Here is a 19,554-nt window from a genome sequence, read left to right as displayed (position 1 = left end):
AGAAAGCAACGCATTACTCATCAGGATTAATGATCCGTTTATCAGGCTCTGCGAGTTCACTGCCACAGTGTTTGCAAAACAACGCGTCGCTTTCATGGCCTGACTGTGAACAGTTAGGACACTTAACCAGGTTTCGATGCGCGTGCATTTCGTTATTGAGCTCCGCCGTAATTATACCAGTCGGGACGGCAAGAATAGAATAACCAAGTAGCATCGTGAGTGATGCGATGGCTTTACCCAATGGGGTAGCGGGTACTAAGTCGCCGTAGCCGACGGTAGTGATGGTCACAATGGCCCAGTAGATACTTTGCGGTATGCTGGTAAAACCATTTTCAGGACCTTCAATGACAAAAATTAATGAGCCAAAAATGGTGACTAGGATGGCGACACAGCTAAAAAAGACCAATATCTTGCGTTTCGCCATTAAAAGTGAGCGCAATAAAATATTGGAATCTTTGAGGTAGCGAACCAGTTTCAGGACTCGGAAAATACGCATGACACGAAGTAAACGTAATACGCCCATGAAGGAAGCACTAGGGAATAGCAACGCGAGATACGTGGGTAAGATGGAGAGTAGGTCTACGACGCCATAGAAACTTTTGGCATAAGCTTTCGGTTTCGGGGAGCAATAGAGTCTTAATAGGTATTCAATAGTAAAAAGAGCCGTAAAAGCATACTCTAATTTTTCTAATGTTCCTCCCCATTCTACCGCAACGTTAGGAAGGGAGTGCACGACTAATACGGTAAGCGACATCAAAATGGCAATGATCAGGGCGACATCAAATGCCCACCCTGCTTTAGTATGGGTACCAAATATGATGATGTAGAGCTTGTGTTTGAATTTATGGTCGGTCATTAGCTGTGTAACAGGCTGAAAAGATTACTTACTATTATATACCGCTCTGACAGTAAAGGGTATTTGGCTCACCAATCGGGAGTAATTAGTGAGCCATTTTGATTAGGCTAACCCAGGGAAAAGAGCACGTAGACCATTTGCCATAAACTCGATGCCAAGAGCGCCAAGGATCAAGCCCATGATACGAGTGATGACGTTGATACCAGTCTGGCCTAAGAAGCGTACAATTAAAGGAGCCGAACGAAATAATAGCCATGAACAGAGTGCAAATAGAGCAATGGTTATAATGATGCCGACAGTCTCTAGCATGTTTGGGTAGCGAGAGCCGTAAACAATGGTGGAGCTGATTGCACCAGGGCCGGCCATCAATGGCATTGCTAGTGGCACAACGCCGATCTGCTCTTTACTCACATACTCAGACTTTTCTTGCTTGTTCTGTTTATCTTCCCCTAATTTCCCCGACATCATCGAAAATGCAATGCTGAGTAATAGTAGGCCGCCAGCGACTCGAAATGAATCGAGTGAAATGCTGAACATATCCAGCAGCACTTGTCCCGCGAGTAGAGAAACAATGAGGATAATCGCCACGGCAATATTTGCTGTAGCCGCGGTTTTATTTTTGTCTTCTGGCGACATATGCCCTGAAAGAGAGACAAAAACAGGCATGATGCCAACAGGGTTAACCGCAGCGACAAGGCCAAGGAAAAACTGTAAGTAGATAGCAAGTTCGATGTTATTCATGTGGATGTTCTTCGACGAAAGAGATTTAAACCTAGCGCTTGACTCAGCACCAATTCAGCACGCGCTAATGTACGTCAAGATATGCTTTTTGGCGAATGAAAAAAACTAACAGATCGCATAAAAAAAACGGCAACAATCGTATTCATTTCTGCTGCGTATAACTTATGAATACTTGTGAAGATTTATGTCTATTTTTAGGCTGGTTCAGGATGGAGGTGTTGGAAAAGTGTTAAGGAAAGCTCAAATTTTAATAAAAAATCAATATGTGATGAATGGAGTGCTTGGTGTGTATATACTATCTGTAGCACGGATCGAGTGGTTTACTTGGAAAAATCGTACGAAAATGAAACTTTTTTACATTTTTACGAAGAACTTTTAAAAAAGTTGTCTGATTGCTACTTTTTTAATCGCTCTGTTTTTGTGGTTTATTTTGTTGTAAAACAGGTAGTTACGTCTGGTTATACTTAATGGTTACTACTAAGTAGGTAAATTACTTTTCAGAACTGATCTGAGTCAATTTTTTTCACGTCGTGAAATATTATACTCAGCCATGAAAGCAATTTACTAAGTCGAGTTGAGCTAACGATGAGTGATTCATTAGTCAAACCAGCTAACTTACTAAAAAGTTTTTAATTTTATATTTTTATTTTTAGGAGATTCATTATGCCTGTAACTAATTTGGCTGAACTAGATGCTCTAGTAGCACGTGTTGAAGCAGCACAAAAAGAGTTCGCAACTTACTCTCAAGAGAAAGTTGACGCAATCTTTCGCGCAGCATCACTAGCGGCGAACCAAGCGCGTATCCCTCTAGCTCAACAAGCTGTAGCAGAATCTGGCATGGGTATTGTTGAAGACAAAGTAATTAAAAACCACTTTGCTTCTGAGTTTATCTACAACAAATACAAAGATGAAAAGACATGTGGCATTCTTGAAGAGAACGAAGAATTCGGCACAATGACTATCGCTGAACCTGTTGGTATCATCTGTGGTATCGTTCCAACAACGAACCCAACGTCAACGGCTATCTTCAAATCTCTTATCTCTTTGAAGACTCGTAACGGCATCATCTTCTCACCACACCCACGCGCTAAGAACTCAACAAATGATGCGGCTAAGCTAGTACTAGACGCAGCAGTAGCAGCGGGTGCTCCAAAAGACATCATTGGTTGGATTGACCAGCCTTCAGTTGAGCTTTCTAACGCGCTAATGAAGCATGATGGCATCGCACTTATCCTTGCAACTGGTGGTCCAGGCATGGTTAAAGCAGCATACTCTTCTGGTAAACCAGCAATCGGTGTTGGTGCAGGTAACGTTCCTGTTGTTATCGACGAAACGGCTGACATCAAGCGTGCTGTTGCTTCTGTTCTTATGTCTAAGACATTTGATAACGGCGTAGTTTGTGCTTCTGAGCAAGCAGTTATCGTAATGGACGAAGTCTATGACGAAGTGAAAGAGCGTTTTGCTACTCACAAAGCTCACGTACTAAGTAAAACTGATGCGGACAAAGTTCGTAAAGTACTGCTTATCGATGGCAACCTAAACGCGAAGATTGTAGGTCAACCTGCAACGGCGATTGCTGAAATGGCTGGCGTTAGCGTTCCTGCAGATACTAAGATTCTTGTTGGTGAAGGCATTGGCGAAGTATCTTACGATGACGAATTTGCTCACGAAAAACTGTCTCCAACGCTAGGTATGTTCCGTGCGTCTTCTTTTGAAAACGCAGTAGCACAAGCTGTGACTATGGTAGAAATTGGCGGTATCGGCCACACATCTGGTCTTTACACTAACCAAGACACTAACGCAGACCGTATTCGTTACTTCGGTGACAAGATGAAGACTGCACGTATTCTTGTAAACATCCCAACTACTCACGGTGGTATCGGTGACCTTTACAACTTTAACGTAGCACCTTCTCTTACTCTTGGTTGTGGTTCATGGGGTGGTAACTCTATCTCTGAGAACGTAGGTCCTAAGCACCTTATCAACAAGAAAACTGTAGCGAAGCGAGCTGAAAATATGTTGTGGCACAAACTACCTAAGTCAATCTACTTCCGTCGTGGTAGCCTTCCAATCGCAATGAGCGATCTAGAAGGTAAGAAACGTGCATTCCTAGTCACTGACCGTTTCCTATTCAATAACGGTTACGCAGACGAAATCGTTAAGCTACTTAAAGCTCAAGGCATTGAAGTTCAAACGTTCTTTGATGTAGAAGCGGATCCAACACTATCTGTTGTTGAGAAAGGTGCTGAAGCAATGAAGAGCTTCCAACCTGACGTTATCCTAGCACTAGGTGGCGGTTCTCCAATGGATGCTGCGAAGATCATGTGGGTAATGTACGAGCACCCAGAAACTCACTTCGAAGAACTCGCAATGCGCTTTATGGACATCCGTAAACGTATCTACAAGTTCCCTAAAATGGGTGAAAAAGCTGAACTAGTATGTATCACAACAACGTCTGGTACAGGTTCTGAAGTAACGCCATTTGCCGTTGTTACTGACGACAAAACAGGGGCTAAGTACCCACTAGCGGATTACGAGCTAACGCCAAACATGGCTATCGTTGATGCGAACCTAGTGATGAACATGCCTAAGTCTCTAACAGCATTTGGTGGTTACGATGCAGTGACTCACGCTCTAGAAGCTTACGTGTCTGTTCTAGCGAACGAATACTCAGATGGTCAAGCTCTTCAAGCACTTAAGATGCTTAAGGAATACCTACCATCAAGCTACGCAAACGGTGCAGCTGACCCAATCGCTCGTGAGAAAGTACATAACGCGGCAACTATCGCTGGTATTGCGTTTGCGAACGCTTTCCTAGGTGTATGTCACTCTATGGCTCACAAAGTGGGTGCAGAGTTCCACGTACCGCACGGTTTAGCTAACGCACTGCTTATCTCTAACGTTGTACGTTACAACGCGAACGATAACCCAACTAAGCAAACGGCATTCTCTCAGTACGCTAGCCCACAAGCTCGTCGTCGTTACGCTGAAGTGGCAGACCACCTAGGTCTAAGCCAAGTTGGTGACCGTACTGCTCAGAAGATTGAACGTCTACTAGCATGGTTGGAAGAACTGAAAATTGCTCTAGATATCCCGCTATCTATTCAAGCTGCTGGTGTACCAGAAGCAGATTTCCTAGCGAAACTAGACCAACTATCTGTTGAAGCGTTCGATGACCAATGTACAGGTGCTAACCCACGTTACCCACTAATCAGTGAGTTGAAAGAAGTACTAACGGCTTCTTACTACGGTAAAGCATTTGTCGAAGGCGAAACCTTCGAAGGTACGACTGTTATTAAAAAAACAGAAGACCAAGTGGCGGCTAAACCTGTAGCAAAAGCAAAGAAACAAAAAGCTGAAGCTTAATTTCGAACGTAGTTTTCGCTAGCACGGATACTGCATCAAAATAAGCCACATCGGGAAAAGATAAAGGCCCCTCTTCGTAAGAAGAGGGGCCTTTTTTTATTGGTTGGAAGGGGCTTCGATATTGTTGCGGCGCACCTTTTCGGTGCTGATTAAGCTTTGGCGTGATAAGGCTTTAATGGTGGCTAAGCCTCGGTGCTGACGACTCTCCCGCTGAAGTAATCGTTGGTGACGATGTACTCGGTGGTGCGGGTGAGCTCATCTTGTATTTCTGCCCAATGCCCAGAAATATTAAAGTTATGGCTTTTCATGGGAATGACGCCACCCACGCGTACATTATGAGGTTCGAGTTCTTTCGCCCAACTCTTAGTAAACCCAGAAACCATTGACATAGTGTTGTCTAAATCGCTTAGGTTCTGATTAGGTTCTTGGGCGACGACATTCACAATCACACCGGACTGTCCTTGAGACATTCTTTCTGCGGCGACTTGTCCAAACATAAATAAACTGGATGCGAGTAATGAGAATTGAGTAATGAACTGTCGCCCAGAAATAGTATCAGTTAAAGACTGTCTTGGTAGTGAAAGCCAATGATTGACGAGTACGTCAGGTACCTTTCCTGACTTCTGTTCAACAGCATTAAATAGCTGCTCGATATTAGGCATTGAAATGTCGCTAATTAAGACTTTTTCGACTTGATGTGTCATATCTTTGCAGCGGACATAGGTACTGTGCAGCTTGGAAGCATCGGTGTCACACAGAAAGACATGGGCTCCCAAACGAGAAAAATGAATCGCTAGCATCGCACCTAATGTGGTACCGGCAGAGGTAATCAGTACTACCGAGTCTTTAATGATCATAGAATCTCCGAAAATTGGTTTCGGTTAGCCCAAATTGGCGAGGTCAGTGATTTAATAACTTGGTATATAAACTGTGCGTGAGTTGTGAATATCGTCAAGGTTTTGTATATGCGTACGGTTTAATTTGGTTAAATTTGCAGCAAATCACATTGCGTAGTGTACTAATGTTGAGTGTTGCAGTAGTTATCCATATTTTTTAAAGGGTTATAAGCGAACGGAGATTTGATCTTTGCGGTAGGCGGTGGATAGTGTGTTGTACAGCACATCAACTTGTTGCTGATGAGGAGCGCCATGGGTAAGTTGTCTGCGCGTGTGCCCGGACAGGTTTTGGTATACCTCTTCGGTTAAGCCTTGTGTATGCGTTGGTTGGAAGCTTAGTGGTTCAGGGGAACTATAATGGCGCAGTTTGGCGCTGGCGAGACCACCTTGATGAAATTGATGAGCAATGGCAGCCGAGTTATCATAGTCGTCCAGGCTTCCGGATAGCTTTTGTGCGGTAGGGACATCAAATCTTTTCTTTAGTACCGCCTCATCGGTAATGGCAGAGTCAACATCTTCGATCACGGATGTTTCTCGGGAGTCATTGCTGAGCATAGAAAGCAGCAAAGCAAAATCGGCACGTCGACCTTGTACAACAGCACGACTAAGTGATGTTCCACATTGTAATTCGTTGATTAAGTGTGCTTGGTCTAACGTATGAATTTGCATAGTATCCTCGATGGTCAATAGAGTTATCGGCGAGTCGAGGGGGCACTTTAGTATTTTATTATCTAAGTTAATGTTTTCTTACTTAAAGACACAAAAAAGCCTGCGAAAGCAGGCTTAATATCATTAGTTGGAAATACTCGCTTATTGAGCTAGGTTTTTCTCAACGAATGACCAGTTAACAAGTGCCCAGAAACCGTTCATGTAGTCAGGACGAACATTGCGGTAGTCGATGTAGTAAGCGTGTTCCCACAAATCAACCGTCAATAGTGGTGTCACGCCGTCTTCAGTTAGCGGAGTAGCAGCATTTGACGTGTTTACGATGTCTAGCGTGCCATCTGCTTTTTTCACCAACCATGTCCATGAAGAACCAAAGTTGTTGATCGCAGAATCTGTGAACTTAGCTTTGAACTCTTCAAAAGAACCGAATGCAGCGTTGATTGCGTCTGCAACCGCACCAGTTGGTTCACCACCTGCGTTTGGAGCAAGACAGTGCCAGTAGAATGTGTGGTTCCAGATCTGTGCAGCGTTGTTGAAGATACCGCCAGTAGAGGTCTTAACCACTTCTTCTAGTGTTTTGCCTTCAAACTCAGTACCAGGAACAAGGCCATTAAGCTTAACAACATATGTGTTGTGGTGTTTACCGTGGTGGAAATCCAGAGTCTCTGCTGAGATATGTGGTTCTAGTGCGTCTTTCGCGTACGGAAGTGCTGGTAATTCAAATGCCATTGCTCGCTTCTCCATTGAGTGTAGTAAGGGGCTAACCCTATGATTGCTTCCAATTTATTTTATATATGAGTCAAGGTATTGACTGACTGATTGTTATTTTAGCAAGTTTTTACTTTATTAAAAGAGTTATGTCTGATTTTCTTGCATTGTGACCGGGGTCAATAGGCTCGAAATCCTCTTTTAACGCCAAAATTCGCGGCACAAGCTTAACAATTGTGAACGCCATTATAACCTTATAATTATTGTGCTTTTTATTCTGCGCCGATTCGCTAGAATGTGAACACATCCGCAGTACTAGTATTTCGAGGAAGCAATGGAAACTATCGATAAAATCAAACAGCAAATTGAAGAAAACACGATCCTTCTTTACATGAAAGGTTCACCAAAACTACCAAGCTGTGGTTTTTCTTCACAGGCAGCACAAGCTCTAATGGGTTGTGGTGAGAAGTTTGCTTATGTTGATATTCTGCAAAACCCAGATATCCGCGCAGAATTGCCGAGTTACGCGCAATGGCCAACATTCCCACAATTATGGGTTGAAGGTGAGTTAGTTGGTGGTTGTGACATCATCATGGAAATGTTCCAGAAGGGCGAGCTTCAACCTTTAATTAAAGAAGCTGCCGCGCGCAACGCTGGTGATTCAGAGTAATCTATAGTTTGTCTTAGACTTAATATGTTTAAGGTAAATAGTAAAAAGGCTTGGTCATTGACCAAGCCTTTTTTATTGCATTATGTGCGGATAGACAATGGTGTGCCCATGTCTAGATTGCACACACGCTCATTGCATTTAGAGCACCATTGCCGCAATCCATCCAAAGATGATGAGTGGAATGTTGTAGTGAATAAAGGTAGGAACAACCGTTTCCCAAATATGTTCGTGTTGGCCATCAGCATTTAGACCCGATGTTGGACCTAAGGTTGAGTCCGATGCTGGCGAGCCTGCATCACCTAGTGCGGCAGCTGTACCGACCAGCGCTACTGTTGCCATTGGTGAGAAACCAAATGCTAACGCCAGCGGAACATAAATCGTTGCGAGGATTGGAATGGTTGAGAATGAAGAACCAATGCCCATTGTGACGAGTAGTCCAACAATTAGCATAAGTAGCGCCGCGAGTGGCTTGTTATCGCCAATGCTCGTTGATAGCGCTTCTACTAGAGACTCAACACCACCGGTTTGCTTCATGACCGCGGCGAAGCCTGCAGCGGCAATCATAATAAAGCCGATCATTGCCATCATGTGCACGCCTTTTGTAAACACATCTTGTGTTTCCTTCCAAGCAATTACACCACCAAAAGTGAACACCATGAAGCCAGCAAGCGCACCAATAATCATTGATCCTGACGTGAGCTGTACCGCGAGTGCCATGACAATACCAATCAAGGCAACATAGATGTTTTTCTTGTTGATATGTGTAGGTTCTGGATCCACATGAGTAAGCTCGGTTTCTTGATATTGGCGAGGCTTACGGTAGCTAAAGAACACCGCGGCAAGCAAACCAGTAATCATCCCGATAGCAGGAAGAACCATCGCCATCGGCACTTGGGCAGCGGTGATTGATTCAAGCCCATTGTCATGCAAGTTTTTCAAAAGAATATTGTTTAAGAAGATCCCACCAAATCCAACAGGAAGGATCATGTATGGCGTGACCAATCCAAAAGTCAGTACACAAGCAATAAGGCGTCGGTCAAGTTTCATTTTAGCAAACACGCCCAACAAAGGTGGAATCAAAATTGGAATGAAGGCGATATGCACAGGAACGATATTTTGCGACGATACGGTTACTAAAATAAGGGCTATTAGCACCACATATTTTAAACCAGTAGCGGAAGCCGCATTTTCTTTACCATGGATTCTTTTAATGACGCTTTGTGCTAATAGATCAGTTACGCCTGATTTTGAGATGGCAACCGCAAAGGTCCCAAGCATAGCGTAGCTAAGTGCGATGGTGGCACCGCCACCCAAACCGCCTTCAAAGGCACTGACCGCATCGGTGAGTGACATACCAGAAACGACACCGCCAACAATGGCACTAAATGTCAACGCAACGACAACGTTGACGCGCATTAGTGCTAGCAGCAGCATGATGCAAACGGAAATAACAACAGGATTCATATTAAACTCTAAAAGTTGTGTTTGTATTATTGTTTATCATCGTCAATAAGCGGCCAGCCACCTAGTGCTTTCCACTTGTTAACGATTCGGCAAAATAGCTCAGCGGTTTTCTGAGTATCGTAGAGTGCCGAGTGGGCTTCTTTATTATCAAATTCCATCCCTGCTGTTTTGCAAGCTTTCGCCAAAACGGTTTGACCGAAAGCAAGACCACTTAAGGTAGCGGTATCAAACGTTGCAAAAGGGTGAAAAGGGACACGTTTTAATTTTGAACGTTCATTCGCGGCACTGACAAAACTATGATCGAAGTTAGCATTATGCGCCACCATGATGGCGCGGCTACAATCATGCAGCTTCTGTTCTTTACGAATGACTTTGTAGATTTCTTTTAGCGCTTCTTGCTCGGAAACCGCACCACGAAGTGGACTAAAAGGGTCACGAATACCTATAAACTCTAACGCTTCTTTTTCAAGGTTGGCGCCTTCGAATGGTTCAATGTGGTAGTGTAAAACACTCGCAGGGATAAGATCCCCGGCATCGTCCATTTTTAATGTGATGGCACAGATCTCGAGTAAAGCATCGGTCTTGGCGTTAAATCCAGCCGTCTCTACATCGACAACTACAGGAAAATAGCCACGGAATCGCTTTTTTAAGGTGAGAGCTTCGTTTTCTACAGTCATTTTAGATTTATCAATGGTGACGAAGGTTGCATTATTGCAGATTATTCGCCTATAACATACCTGCTACTGCATTTAATTTAGCCAATATTAGTCGCTATTTATTGAATCTATTCGACAACAGTAATGCTAACGCCCATTATGTGTATTTAATTGATGCTAATGTGCGCATATCAATACCGTAAAATTATGCAAGTAGTGCGTAATTTAATCAGCACTTGCCACTTAAGCGCGGCATCAGTGAAACTGGCTAGATTTTTGCAATGTAAAACAGAGTTAGAATTAATATACAGCATAGCGGCAATCCCGTGCCGCTATGCTGTAAAAGTCGAGTTATTTATCTTTATGAAATTAAAAGCCTTATTCACCTTGCCATTGTTATCTTGCGTACTGGCGCCTCAGGTTGAAGCGGCAATTGAAAAGCGCTATGTGGCCACGCCGACTCAATCTCAATGGGAAATGGTGATGAACACGCCTCTGGAATGTCAGTTGGTGCACCCGATCCCGAATTTTGGAGATGCACAATTTACCGCTAAAGCAGGTAAGAAAATGAATCTCGACTTTGAACTAAAAATGTTACGTTCAATGGGAGAAACTCGAAATGTCAGCTTGGTTTCTATGCCACCACCATGGCGTCCAGGTGATAGTGCTGACCGTATTTCTAATTTGCAGTTTTTCCGACAATTTAACGGCTATGTGGGTGGACAAGCGGCATGGAGCTTACTCAGTGAACTAGAGAAAGGGCGTTATCCCACGTTCAGTTATCAAGATTGGCAGAGTCGTGATGAGCGTATCGAAGTGTCACTGTCCTCTGTGTTGTTTCAAGCCAAGTACAATGTCTTTAGTGACTGTATCGCCAACCTATTGCCATATAGTTTTGAAGATATCTCGTTTACGATTCTCCATTATGATGCCAATAGTGAACAGCTAAACAAAACATCTCAACATCGCTTGCAACAAATAGCCGAATACGTTCGCTACAATCAAAATATCGATTTGGTTTTGGTGTCTACTTATACAGATGCATCAGAAACAAAGAGTGAGAGTCAGCGATTGTCGGAGAAGCGAGCCACAATACTGCAAGATTACTTCCAATCACTTGGTTTGCCAAAGGATCGAATTCAGGTTCAAGGTTATGGAAAGCGCCGCCCAATTGCAGACAATGCGTCACCAATTGGTAAAGCAAAAAACCAGCGAGTCGTCATTTCTTTTGGTCGAACGGAGGTTTAACCGTCGCCCTCCATTGTCCGATACAGGGTGTGCAGGTGATAGGATATAAATAAGGCGTACTGAGAAGTACGCCTTGATTATCGCTTAGGATTGGTAAGTGAGTTAGCCTTCTAAGCCAGCACTTGCCTGCTTGTTTTGAATCAGTTCAATCATGTAGCCATCAGGATCTTTCACAAACGCGATCTGAGTTGTGCCACCTTTAACAGGGCCCGGCTCACGAGTCACATTGCCACCTGCCGCTTTAATCGCATCACACGTTGAGTAGATATCATCAACACCAATGGCAATGTGTCCATAAGCAGAGCCTAGTTCGTACTCAGTCACACCCCAGTTATAGGTGAGCTCAATAACGGAACCTTCAGACTCATCACCAAAACCTAAAAATGCGAGTGTGTATTTATACTCGGTATTTTCATTTTTACGTAGTAAGTTCATTCCAATCACATCGCTATAGAAAGAAATCGATTTATCCAGATCTCCTACGCGTAGCATAGTATGTAAAATACGACCGTTTGACATGCATTGCTCCTTAATTGTCTTTGTATAGCCACTACTTGTTTATGTAAACACGATGGTTTGTCGCATCGTTTGGTCTATACGTCGGTTTTGTCTTTAAATTCGCATAAATCTTCGATGATGCAGCTGCCACAGCGTGGCTTTCGAGCTACACAGGTATAGCGACCGTGTAGAATTAACCAGTGGTGAACATCGAGTTTGAATTCTTTCGGTACGACTTTTAATAGTTTGGTCTCGACGTCATCAACGGTTTTACCCATTGCTAACTTAGTACGATTTGATACGCGGTAAATATGGGTATCAACGGCGATAGTGGGCCAGCCAAAAGCGGTGTTGAGTACCACGTTTGCGGTTTTACGCCCTACACCCGGTAGCGCTTCTAAGGCTTCTCGGTTCTCAGGAACCACGCTGCCATGCTGCTCAATCAATATGCGGCAGGTTTTAATGACGTTTTCTGCTTTTGAATTAAATAAGCCAATCGTCTTTATGTACTCTTTTACTCCATCAACACCTAAAGCCAAGATCGCTTCTGGTGTGTTAGCGATAGGGTAGAGCTTATCTGTCGCTTTATTTACGCTGACGTCGGTGGCTTGCGCTGACAGCAGTACTGCGATCAATAACTCAAATGGACTACTCCAGTTGAGCTCTGTTTCAGGTTTAGGGTTATTCTCTCGAAGCCTTTCTAGGATTTCTCTTCTTTTTATATTATTCATGACTTGCTAACTTTTTCTTCCGGTGAATAAACGCTCTGTGCCATACATATTTTGAATCATGCATATGTTTTGAATCATACATATACGCTGAATTATATCTATAGTCTTTACAATAATGCCCCAAAAATTGGGGCATTATTAGGCGTGATTAGTTGGTGACTCTTGCTCGCTCAATCGTTGGCTTTTCTTGTGTTGGTTGACGCATTGCTATTTTACGATCGATGACGTTTTTAAGGGCAATAAGAAAACCAACGCCAATGAACGCTCCCGGTGGCAGCAGGGCGAGCAAGAATTGGCTATCAAACTGGAACAGTTGAATTCTAAGCGCTAACGCCCAGTCACCCAGAAGTAAGTCTGCACCATCAAACAAGGTACCGTTACCTATGATTTCGCGCATTGCGCCTAAAACAACCAGAACCGCGGTCATGCCGAGTCCCATCCATAAACCGTCGAGCGCGGCTGGCAGAACTTCATTTTTCGAAGCAAAAGCTTCGGCGCGTCCAATGATGATGCAGTTGGTCACGATCAATGGGATGAAGATACCAAGTGACAAGTACAATCCATACGCGTAGGCATTCATGAGTAGCTGTACACAGGTTACGAGCGCCGCAATAATCATGACAAAAACCGGGATTCTGACTTCTTTTGGCACATAATCGCGTATGAGCGAGACCGTGACGTTAGAGCCGACTAATACCGCAAGAGTAGCAAGCCCTAAACCAAGCGCATTGGTTATGGTCGAAGAGACCGCTAATAGGGGGCATAAGCCTAACAGCTGAACTAACGCTGGGTTGTTATCCCATAAGCCGTTTTTAGCGAGTTGTTTTGATGTACTCATGATTCATCTCCACAGTTTAGTGGCTGTGTTAATAGACGAGCTTGGTTGGCATTGACAAAACTCACTGTGTTTTTAATCGCTTTGACCACAGCTCGTGGCGTAATCGTCGCTCCAGTGAAGGAGTCAAATTGTCCGCCATCTTTACGTACTGCCCACTCGGACTCATTGTCTTGGGTGACTTGCTTTCCAGCGAAGCCCAATATCCAGTTGGTGATCCTTAAGTCGATCTTATCACCAAGTCCAGGAGTTTCTTGATGTGCCAACACGCGGGACCCTAAGATTACCCCATTTGTATCAATACCAACAATAATACGAATGGCGCCATTGTATCCATCTGGTGCGACGCTTTCGATTGCCATTGCAGTAGGGACGCCCGCTTTGGTTGCGATATAAAGTGGCTGCATAGCGTCACTGCCAAGTAAGGGATCCCGTACTAGCGTACAAGAAGCATAAAGCTCGTTATCATGCAGGTCATGTGGAATAACTTCATTTAACGTTGCCTGCAATTGCGCTCGTTCTTGCGCTAAAATTTGGTCTTTTGTGAGATACTGAGTCAACGCGACCACGCCGGTAGAGGCACAAGCGAAGATTGCCAGTGTTAGCCCATTTTTACGAATCGAATTTAACATAGTCATTAATGTCCGTAAGTTCTAGGTTTGGTGTAGTAATCAATAAGCGGCACGCACATGTTGGCAAGCAGTACCGCGAAAGCGACGCCATCTGGAAAACCACCCCAGGTACGTATAACAAACACCATCGCACCAATAAACGCGCCGAATATCAATCTTCCCTTGACCGTTGTTGATGCTGAAACAGGATCCGTGGCAATGAAAAACGCCCCTAGCATTGTGGCACCGGATAATAGGTGCATTAATGGTGAAGCCGACTCGCCAGGGAAGACCAGAGCAAACAAACCACTGATTATTACCAACGCACTGAGAAAGGCGACTGGGATATGCCATTGGATAATACGTAGCTTAAGCAGTACCAGTCCGCCAGCCAAATACGCCAGATTTACCCACTCCCAACCGATACCCGCTAAACCCGAAAAGATCGGTTGCTGAAAAATTTCCGTCGCAGTGTAGCTGTTTTTAAATCCAGTTTTTAGCGCATCCAGTGGTGTAGCCATCGTAATGCCATCAATACCGGTTCTAATTTGCTGTAATGAGTAGCCATCTACGTCAAAGCCGGTAAAGATCAGCGAAAACGTATCTTGGAACGTGATTGACTCACCGCTTAGAGAGAGTGGAGTAATCCAGCTGGTCATTTCTACAGGGAATGAAATAAGGAGCACGACATAGGCGACCATCGCGGGGTTAAATGGGTTTTGCCCTAATCCACCGTAAAGATGTTTCGCGATGATAATCGCAAAAATCAAACCAATAGTGACTACCCACCATGGCGACATGGGGGGGATTGCTATCGCTAATAACCACGCCGTGACCAGCGCACTATAATCGTTAAGCGCGCGCTTTGGAGAACGCTTACGAAGTAGCATCACCAATGCTTCAAGTGTTAAGCCTATGATAAGGGCTAAACACAATTGGATAATAGTGCCCCAGCCAAAGAAGTAGCTTTGAGTGAGTAAGCCAGGTAGTGCACACAGTGCCACGCCTTTCATGAGATCAGGGGTGCGCTTGCGATTGTGTGCATGTGGAGAGCTAGCAATAAAGAACGCCACTAGTTGTTCTCCTTATCTTGTTGTTCATTTTTAATCTTACGTGCCTTTGCACGAGCAATTGCTGCAGCAACAGCGGCTTTTTTCGGGTCATGACTGACCGATTCTTCGTGGTCCGATTCAGGCTGAGTTTCGCTTGGCGCGGCAGGCTGCGTAGGCTTATCTGCTTGCTGCGCTTTACGTGCCTTTGCACGAGCAACGGCTGCGGCAACCGCGGCTTTTTTCGGGTCATTGCTGACCGATTCTGCGTTGTCCGATTCAGGCTGAGTTTCGCTTGGTGCGGCAGGCTGCGTAGGCTTATCTGCTTGCTGCGCTTTGCGTGCCTTTGCACGAGCAACGGCTGCAGCAACCGCGGCTTTTTTCGGGTCATGACTGACCGATTCTTCGTTGTCCGATTTTGGCTGAGTTTCGCTTGGCGCGGCAGGCTGCGTAGGCTTATCTGCTTGCTGCGCTTTGCGTGCTTTTGCACGAGCAACGGCTGCAGCAACGGCCGCTTTTTTCGGGTCATTGCTGACCGATTCTGCGTTGTCCGATTCTGGCTGAGTTTCGCTTGGCGCGGCAGGCTGCGTAGGCTTATCTGCTTGCTGCGCTTTACGTGCCTTTGCACGAGCAATTGCCGCAGCAACAGCGGCTTTTTTCGGGTCATTGCTGACCGATTCTGCGTTGTCCGATTCTGGCTGAGTTTCGCTTGGCGCGGCAGGCTGCGTAGGCTTATCTGCTTGCTGCGCTTTGCGTGCCTTTGCACGAGCAATTGCCGCAGAGACTGCGGCTTTTTTCGGGTCTGAGTCTATGGTTTGTTCTGGTTGCGATAGTTTTACTTCTGCTTCAGATGCTTGTTGTGCCTTGCGGGCTTTTGCACGAGCAATAGCGTCGGCAACCGCTGATTTTTTATCATCAGATTGAGCGGCATTATCTACAGCAGATTGGCTTGCTTTTCGTTCTCGAGCGAGGCGTTTACGCTCTTCCCTTAACTTCGCCATCTCACTGTTATCCGGCTCTGCGGCATCGGAGGATTTCGCCGCTGCTTGCTTGGCTTTAGCGCGAGCAATGGCCGCTGCCACGGCTGGTTTTACCTCGTCATCTTTAGGTTGAGCTTTTTGTGCTTTAACTCTGGCAATGGCTGCGGCAACCGCGTCATCGCCGCTCGAGGTCGCCATTTGTTTACGACGATCGTCGGCGGCTTTCTTAAAGCGATTTTCTCGCTCAGCTTTATCTCGCTCTAAGCGAGCTTTTCGCTCCTCAAAACGCACTCTTGCACGCTCTGCTGCTTCGGCTTCTTTTGTCCTAGTCCGGATCTCAGCTTTTGCTTGGCGATAGTACTGAACCAGTGGGATTTCGCTTGGGCAAACAAAGGCGCAGGCTCCGCACTCTATACAGTCTTTGAGGTTTAGTTCTTCACATTTATCGAATTCTTGTGATTTTGCGTACCATTGCAGCTGTTGCGGTAACAGCGAGGCCGGGCAAGCTTCGGCACATTGGCTGCAACGTATGCACGCCATTTCATCTTGGCGTGGGTCAATCTCACGGGAGGTTGGTGCCAAGATACAGTTTGATGTTTTAGTTATTGGCACATTTGCGTGCGGTAGAGTGAATCCCATCATAGGACCACCCATAATCAAGCGTGGTGCTTTTTTATCGGCTTTATAACCAAACTCGTCAAGCAGAGATTGCACGGGCGTGCCGATTCTCACCCAAACATTTTGCGGCTGTTTAAAGGCTTTTCCGGTCAGAGTGACTACTCGTTCTAAAAGCGGTTCTGCATTGCAGATAGCACGCTTAATCGCATACGCGGAGCCAATGTTTTGCACCAAAAGACCAATGTCTGCTGGTATACCACCCACAGGAACTTCGAGGTTGGTCAGTATCTTAATTAATTGTTTTTCGCCACCGGACGGGTATTTTGTTGGGATCACGCGAATGACGATATCATCATTTTTGGCCGCAATTTCTAGTGCTTTAATCGCATCTGGCTTGTTATCCTCAATGCCAATGACGGTCAGTTTTGGCTTTAAAATATGTTTGAGGATTCGGATGCCTTCAATCACATCCTCAGCACAGTCCTGCATGAGTCGGTCATCGGCGGTGATATAAGGTTCACATTCAGCGGCGTTTAAGATCAGGATGTCTGTTCTTTGTAAACCGGATTGAATTTTCTTTGCCGTGGGAAAGCCCGCTCCGCCCATACCAGAGATGCCAGCTTGGCGCAGCGCTTCGATAAGTTGCTCTGGTTGCGATAAGTGATAGTCGCTTGAAGGCTCACGCTCGATCCATTGATCTTGACCGTCGGGTTGAATGACGATGCATAAATCAGTCAGTCCAGAAGGGTGGGCGACCGTTCTTGGCTCAATCGCGATCACTTTACCAGATGTTGGTGCGTGTACGGGCAGCATAAACGCTGCGTTCACTTCGGTCAGTGGCTGACCTTTTAATACTTGGCTACCCACCTCAACGAGTAAGTCGCCGGGCTTACCGATGTGTTGCTTAATAGGAATAATCAATTCAACAGGAATTGACGCTCTAGAGATCGCTTGCTTGTTGGATTGTTTTTTATTTTCAGCTGGATGGACTCCACCTGGGAAATCCCATAATGAGCCAGATTGAATTTGTTCAATTAGTGACAACATACCCTACCTACTGCTTACTTGGCTGAGTGTTTGGAGCGGTGACATTGACCACCGGAATGGCGTTAAGTTGCCATTTCCAAGAGTCGACGGTGGTCTGGACAGGAATCATTTCAATACAATCGGTTGGGCAAGGCGCAACACACAGGTCACATCCAGTACATTCATCCTTTATCACGGTATGCAGCGCTTTTGTGCCGCCGACAATGGCATCAACCGGACAGGCTTGAATGCATTTAGTACAGCCAATGCACATATCTTCATGAATAAACGCGACTTTCTTCAGTGACTTTTCATCATCGTGAGCAGAGTTTTCGACTTCAACCCCCATTAAATCCGCGAGCTTTTCAATGGTTGCTTGACCGCCCGGAGGGCATTTATTGATCGTATCGCCATTTGCGATAGCTTCTGCATAAGGCTTACACCCCGGGTAACCACATTGACCACATTGTGTTTGTGGCAAAATGGCATCGATCTGTTCGACGATAGGATCCGCTTCTACTTTAAATTTGATGGAGGCGAAACCAAGGATAGCGCCAAAAAAGGCGGCGAGAACGACAATCGCCGCTACTGCAATCATTATCGTCGTCATTACAGTTTCACCAAGCCAGTAAAGCCCATAAAGGCAAGAGACATAAGCCCAGCGGTGATCATGGCGATGGATGCGCCTTTAAAGGGGGCGGGAACATCGGCAGCCGTGATGCGTTCACGCATGGAGGCAAATAGAATTAAGACCAATGAAAAACCGACCGCGGCACCAAAACCATAAATAATGGATTCCATGAAGTTGTGATTTTCATTAATGTTGAGTAATGCAACACCTAAGACGGCACAGTTAGTCGTGATAAGCGGCAGGAAAATACCCAGCAGACGATACAAGGTAGGGCTGGTTTTGTGAACGACCATTTCAGTAAACTGCACAACAACGGCAATGACGAGGATAAAACTCATGGTTCTTAGGTACTGGATACCAAGAGGAATGAGTATGTAAGTTTCGACAAGGTAGGCACACACAGAAGCCAAGGTAAGGACGAACGTCGTCGCTAACCCCATGCCGATTGCGGTTTCAAGTTTTTTTGATACACCCATGAAAGGGCATAAACCAAGAAATTTTACCAGTACAAAGTTATTGACGAGGACTGTGCCCACAAGCAATAGGAAATATTCGGTCATAATAGTAAGTGTAAAGAGCTCCGATCTGGTTATTATCGTGCTTTGTGTAGCTAATAACAACCAATGAAAGATAAGGTTTTATTGGTTTGTCGTAAATTTATTGGTTTCTAGCCAATTTGCCGGGCTTCTGGTCAACATTGTTGCCTCTTGTGAGCAATATGGGTTCTGCCTTAAATGGTTAGCGTTTAGCGATATTGACTTGTTTTACGAGAGGTTGCTCACTTTAGATGTGATGACGTGTGTCAAAGATAGTCGAATTGATTGCACCTAGAACGAAAAAAGCCGCATCAAATGATGCGGCTTTTCGAATTTGGCTCCCCCTGCAAGACTTGAACTTGCGACATACGGATTAACAGTCCGCCGTTCTACCAACTGAACTAAGGGGGAATTGCTTTAGCGCGGCGAATATTAGCGATAGCACGGTTTTGAGTCAATGGTTTTTTCAAAAAAATAAAAACAAAATATTCTTAGAAATATCTTTACTTTCTTGAATGCCTTATCCGCTATGAGATGTTTTTAGTTATCCACCAAAATTGTGGATAAGAGTGTTAATTGTCCGGTACAAAGGCTGATAACTGATATAAATGAAAATAAGGCATGTGAATAACTTACAGGGTGTGTGTTGTAATTTATTGATTCTATTGCTTGTTTTTAGATTGAAAAAATAATTGAGAGAGTTGAGTAATTCTCATAGTTGAGAGAGTTATGAAAATTTGGGGACAAACCGTGGATGAAATTTAGTAT

At 44.9% G+C, this 19,554-nt stretch carries 18 protein-coding genes and 1 tRNA gene; 3 read left to right on the top strand and 16 right to left on the bottom strand.

The genetic code is table 11. From position 1 onward, the window contains the following. Window positions 1-13 precede the first annotated feature (13 nt). Window positions 14-856, bottom strand: a complete 843-nt coding sequence (locus tag MD535_RS12025) for an ion transporter (protein WP_265675262.1) — start codon at window positions 854-856, stop codon at window positions 14-16. A gap of 102 nt (window positions 857-958) precedes the next feature. Continuing rightward, on the bottom strand, window positions 959-1,597 hold the full coding sequence (locus MD535_RS12020; RefSeq protein ID WP_265675261.1) for a YchE family NAAT transporter: 639 nt from the start codon (window positions 1,595-1,597) through the stop codon (window positions 959-961). A gap of 663 nt (window positions 1,598-2,260) precedes the next feature. Between MD535_RS12020 and adhE the strand changes: the two genes are divergently transcribed. Then, window positions 2,261-4,963: a bifunctional acetaldehyde-CoA/alcohol dehydrogenase gene (gene adhE / locus MD535_RS12015; RefSeq protein ID WP_265675260.1), complete on the top strand. Its 2,703-nt coding sequence runs from the start codon at window positions 2,261-2,263 to the stop codon at window positions 4,961-4,963. Between the two features lie 182 nt (window positions 4,964-5,145). On the opposite strand, the gene MD535_RS12010 is transcribed toward adhE, so the two are convergent. The 3 genes from MD535_RS12010 to sodB all read right to left on the bottom strand — a co-directional run bounded on the left by MD535_RS12010 (window position 5,146) and on the right by sodB (window position 7,254). Continuing rightward, window positions 5,146-5,820, bottom strand: coding sequence for an SDR family oxidoreductase (locus tag MD535_RS12010; protein ID WP_265675259.1), 675 nt, complete (start codon window positions 5,818-5,820; stop codon window positions 5,146-5,148). A gap of 204 nt (window positions 5,821-6,024) precedes the next feature. Further along, window positions 6,025-6,528 (bottom strand): VC2046/SO_2500 family protein, encoded by a 504-nt coding sequence (locus MD535_RS12005; RefSeq protein ID WP_265675258.1) that lies wholly within the window; start codon window positions 6,526-6,528, stop codon window positions 6,025-6,027. 141 nt (window positions 6,529-6,669) lie between these two features. Beyond that, a complete protein-coding gene (sodB, locus tag MD535_RS12000) occupies window positions 6,670-7,254 on the bottom strand; it encodes a superoxide dismutase [Fe] (RefSeq protein WP_265675257.1) in 585 nt (194 codons plus the stop codon). Between the two features lie 313 nt (window positions 7,255-7,567). On the opposite strand from sodB, the gene MD535_RS11995 reads away from it, so the two are divergent. Beyond that, the gene (locus tag MD535_RS11995) at window positions 7,568-7,903 is read left to right on the top strand and encodes a Grx4 family monothiol glutaredoxin (RefSeq protein WP_265675256.1); all 336 of its coding nucleotides are present in this window, start codon (window positions 7,568-7,570) and stop codon (window positions 7,901-7,903) included. A gap of 138 nt (window positions 7,904-8,041) precedes the next feature. Here MD535_RS11995 and MD535_RS11990 read toward each other — a convergent pair whose 3' ends face one another. Continuing rightward, the gene (locus MD535_RS11990) at window positions 8,042-9,367 is read right to left on the bottom strand and encodes a Na+/H+ antiporter family protein (protein WP_265675255.1); all 1,326 of its coding nucleotides are present in this window, start codon (window positions 9,365-9,367) and stop codon (window positions 8,042-8,044) included. Window positions 9,368-9,393: 26 nt separating this feature from the next. Beyond that, on the bottom strand, window positions 9,394-10,044 hold the full coding sequence (rnt, locus tag MD535_RS11985) for a ribonuclease T (protein WP_265675254.1): 651 nt from the start codon (window positions 10,042-10,044) through the stop codon (window positions 9,394-9,396). A gap of 342 nt (window positions 10,045-10,386) precedes the next feature. Here rnt and motY point away from each other — a divergent pair, with 342 nt between their 5' ends. Continuing rightward, window positions 10,387-11,271, top strand: a complete 885-nt coding sequence (gene motY, locus MD535_RS11980) for a flagellar protein MotY (protein ID WP_265675253.1) — start codon at window positions 10,387-10,389, stop codon at window positions 11,269-11,271. Window positions 11,272-11,373: 102 nt separating this feature from the next. Here the strand turns inward: motY and gloA are convergent, their stop codons facing one another. From gloA to MD535_RS11935, 9 genes are all read right to left on the bottom strand, one after another. Continuing rightward, complete coding sequence (gloA, locus tag MD535_RS11975) at window positions 11,374-11,790, bottom strand: lactoylglutathione lyase (RefSeq protein WP_265675252.1); 417 nt, start codon at window positions 11,788-11,790, stop codon at window positions 11,374-11,376. Between the two features lie 74 nt (window positions 11,791-11,864). Beyond that, window positions 11,865-12,500, bottom strand: coding sequence for an endonuclease III (nth, locus tag MD535_RS11970; protein ID WP_265675251.1), 636 nt, complete (start codon window positions 12,498-12,500; stop codon window positions 11,865-11,867). A 148-nt stretch (window positions 12,501-12,648) separates the two neighbouring features. Continuing rightward, on the bottom strand, window positions 12,649-13,338 hold the full coding sequence (locus MD535_RS11965; RefSeq protein WP_250616963.1) for an electron transport complex subunit E: 690 nt from the start codon (window positions 13,336-13,338) through the stop codon (window positions 12,649-12,651). Next, window positions 13,335-13,967 (bottom strand): electron transport complex subunit RsxG, encoded by a 633-nt coding sequence (gene rsxG / locus MD535_RS11960; RefSeq protein WP_265675315.1) that lies wholly within the window; start codon window positions 13,965-13,967, stop codon window positions 13,335-13,337. The genes MD535_RS11965 and rsxG overlap by 4 nt, the downstream gene beginning before the upstream one ends. A gap of 5 nt (window positions 13,968-13,972) precedes the next feature. After that, on the bottom strand, window positions 13,973-15,019 hold the full coding sequence (gene rsxD, locus MD535_RS11955) for an electron transport complex subunit RsxD (protein ID WP_265675250.1): 1,047 nt from the start codon (window positions 15,017-15,019) through the stop codon (window positions 13,973-13,975). Continuing rightward, a complete protein-coding gene (rsxC, locus tag MD535_RS11950; protein ID WP_265675249.1) occupies window positions 15,019-17,640 on the bottom strand; it encodes an electron transport complex subunit RsxC in 2,622 nt (873 codons plus the stop codon). The genes rsxD and rsxC overlap by 1 nt, the downstream gene beginning before the upstream one ends. Before the next feature lie 7 nt (window positions 17,641-17,647). After that, a complete protein-coding gene (rsxB, locus tag MD535_RS11945) occupies window positions 17,648-18,229 on the bottom strand; it encodes an electron transport complex subunit RsxB (protein ID WP_265675248.1) in 582 nt (193 codons plus the stop codon). Continuing rightward, on the bottom strand, window positions 18,229-18,810 hold the full coding sequence (rsxA, locus tag MD535_RS11940) for an electron transport complex subunit RsxA (protein WP_250616967.1): 582 nt from the start codon (window positions 18,808-18,810) through the stop codon (window positions 18,229-18,231). Before rsxA ends, rsxB begins: the two co-directional genes overlap by 1 nt. A 311-nt stretch (window positions 18,811-19,121) precedes the next feature. Then, window positions 19,122-19,197: transfer RNA gene (locus tag MD535_RS11935), tRNA-Asn, on the bottom strand. Window positions 19,198-19,554: the final 357 nt, after the last annotated feature.

Origin of the sequence: Vibrio qingdaonensis, from assembly GCF_026191675.1 — a bacterium.
Taxonomy (GTDB): Bacteria; Pseudomonadota; Gammaproteobacteria; order Enterobacterales; family Vibrionaceae; genus Vibrio; species Vibrio qingdaonensis.
The sequence above is the reverse complement of the archived record's forward strand: the minus strand, read 5'-3'. Positions and strand labels throughout refer to the sequence as shown.

Excerpts from the sequence above, each read along its gene's own strand:
- MD535_RS12025 (WP_265675262.1), bottom strand. The coding sequence starts at position 856 with ATGACCGACCATAAATTCAAACACAAGCTCTACATCATCATATTTGGT.
- MD535_RS12020 (WP_265675261.1), bottom strand. The coding sequence starts at position 1,597 with ATGAATAACATCGAACTTGCTATCTACTTACAGTTTTTCCTTGGCCTT.
- adhE (WP_265675260.1), top strand. The coding sequence starts at position 2,261 with ATGCCTGTAACTAATTTGGCTGAACTAGATGCTCTAGTAGCACGTGTT.
- MD535_RS12010 (WP_265675259.1), bottom strand. The coding sequence starts at position 5,820 with ATGATCATTAAAGACTCGGTAGTACTGATTACCTCTGCCGGTACCACA.
- MD535_RS12005 (WP_265675258.1), bottom strand. The coding sequence starts at position 6,528 with ATGCAAATTCATACGTTAGACCAAGCACACTTAATCAACGAATTACAA.
- sodB (WP_265675257.1), bottom strand. The coding sequence starts at position 7,254 with ATGGCATTTGAATTACCAGCACTTCCGTACGCGAAAGACGCACTAGAA.
- MD535_RS11995 (WP_265675256.1), top strand. The coding sequence starts at position 7,568 with ATGGAAACTATCGATAAAATCAAACAGCAAATTGAAGAAAACACGATC.
- MD535_RS11990 (WP_265675255.1), bottom strand. The coding sequence starts at position 9,367 with ATGAATCCTGTTGTTATTTCCGTTTGCATCATGCTGCTGCTAGCACTA.
- rnt (WP_265675254.1), bottom strand. The coding sequence starts at position 10,044 with ATGACTGTAGAAAACGAAGCTCTCACCTTAAAAAAGCGATTCCGTGGC.
- motY (WP_265675253.1), top strand. The coding sequence starts at position 10,387 with ATGAAATTAAAAGCCTTATTCACCTTGCCATTGTTATCTTGCGTACTG.
- gloA (WP_265675252.1), bottom strand. The coding sequence starts at position 11,790 with ATGTCAAACGGTCGTATTTTACATACTATGCTACGCGTAGGAGATCTG.
- nth (WP_265675251.1), bottom strand. The coding sequence starts at position 12,500 with ATGAATAATATAAAAAGAAGAGAAATCCTAGAAAGGCTTCGAGAGAAT.
- MD535_RS11965 (WP_250616963.1), bottom strand. The coding sequence starts at position 13,338 with ATGAGTACATCAAAACAACTCGCTAAAAACGGCTTATGGGATAACAAC.
- rsxG (WP_265675315.1), bottom strand. The coding sequence starts at position 13,967 with ATGTTAAATTCGATTCGTAAAAATGGGCTAACACTGGCAATCTTCGCT.
- rsxC (WP_265675249.1), bottom strand. The coding sequence starts at position 17,640 with ATGTTGTCACTAATTGAACAAATTCAATCTGGCTCATTATGGGATTTC.
- rsxB (WP_265675248.1), bottom strand. The coding sequence starts at position 18,229 with ATGACGACGATAATGATTGCAGTAGCGGCGATTGTCGTTCTCGCCGCC.
- rsxA (WP_250616967.1), bottom strand. The coding sequence starts at position 18,810 with ATGACCGAATATTTCCTATTGCTTGTGGGCACAGTCCTCGTCAATAAC.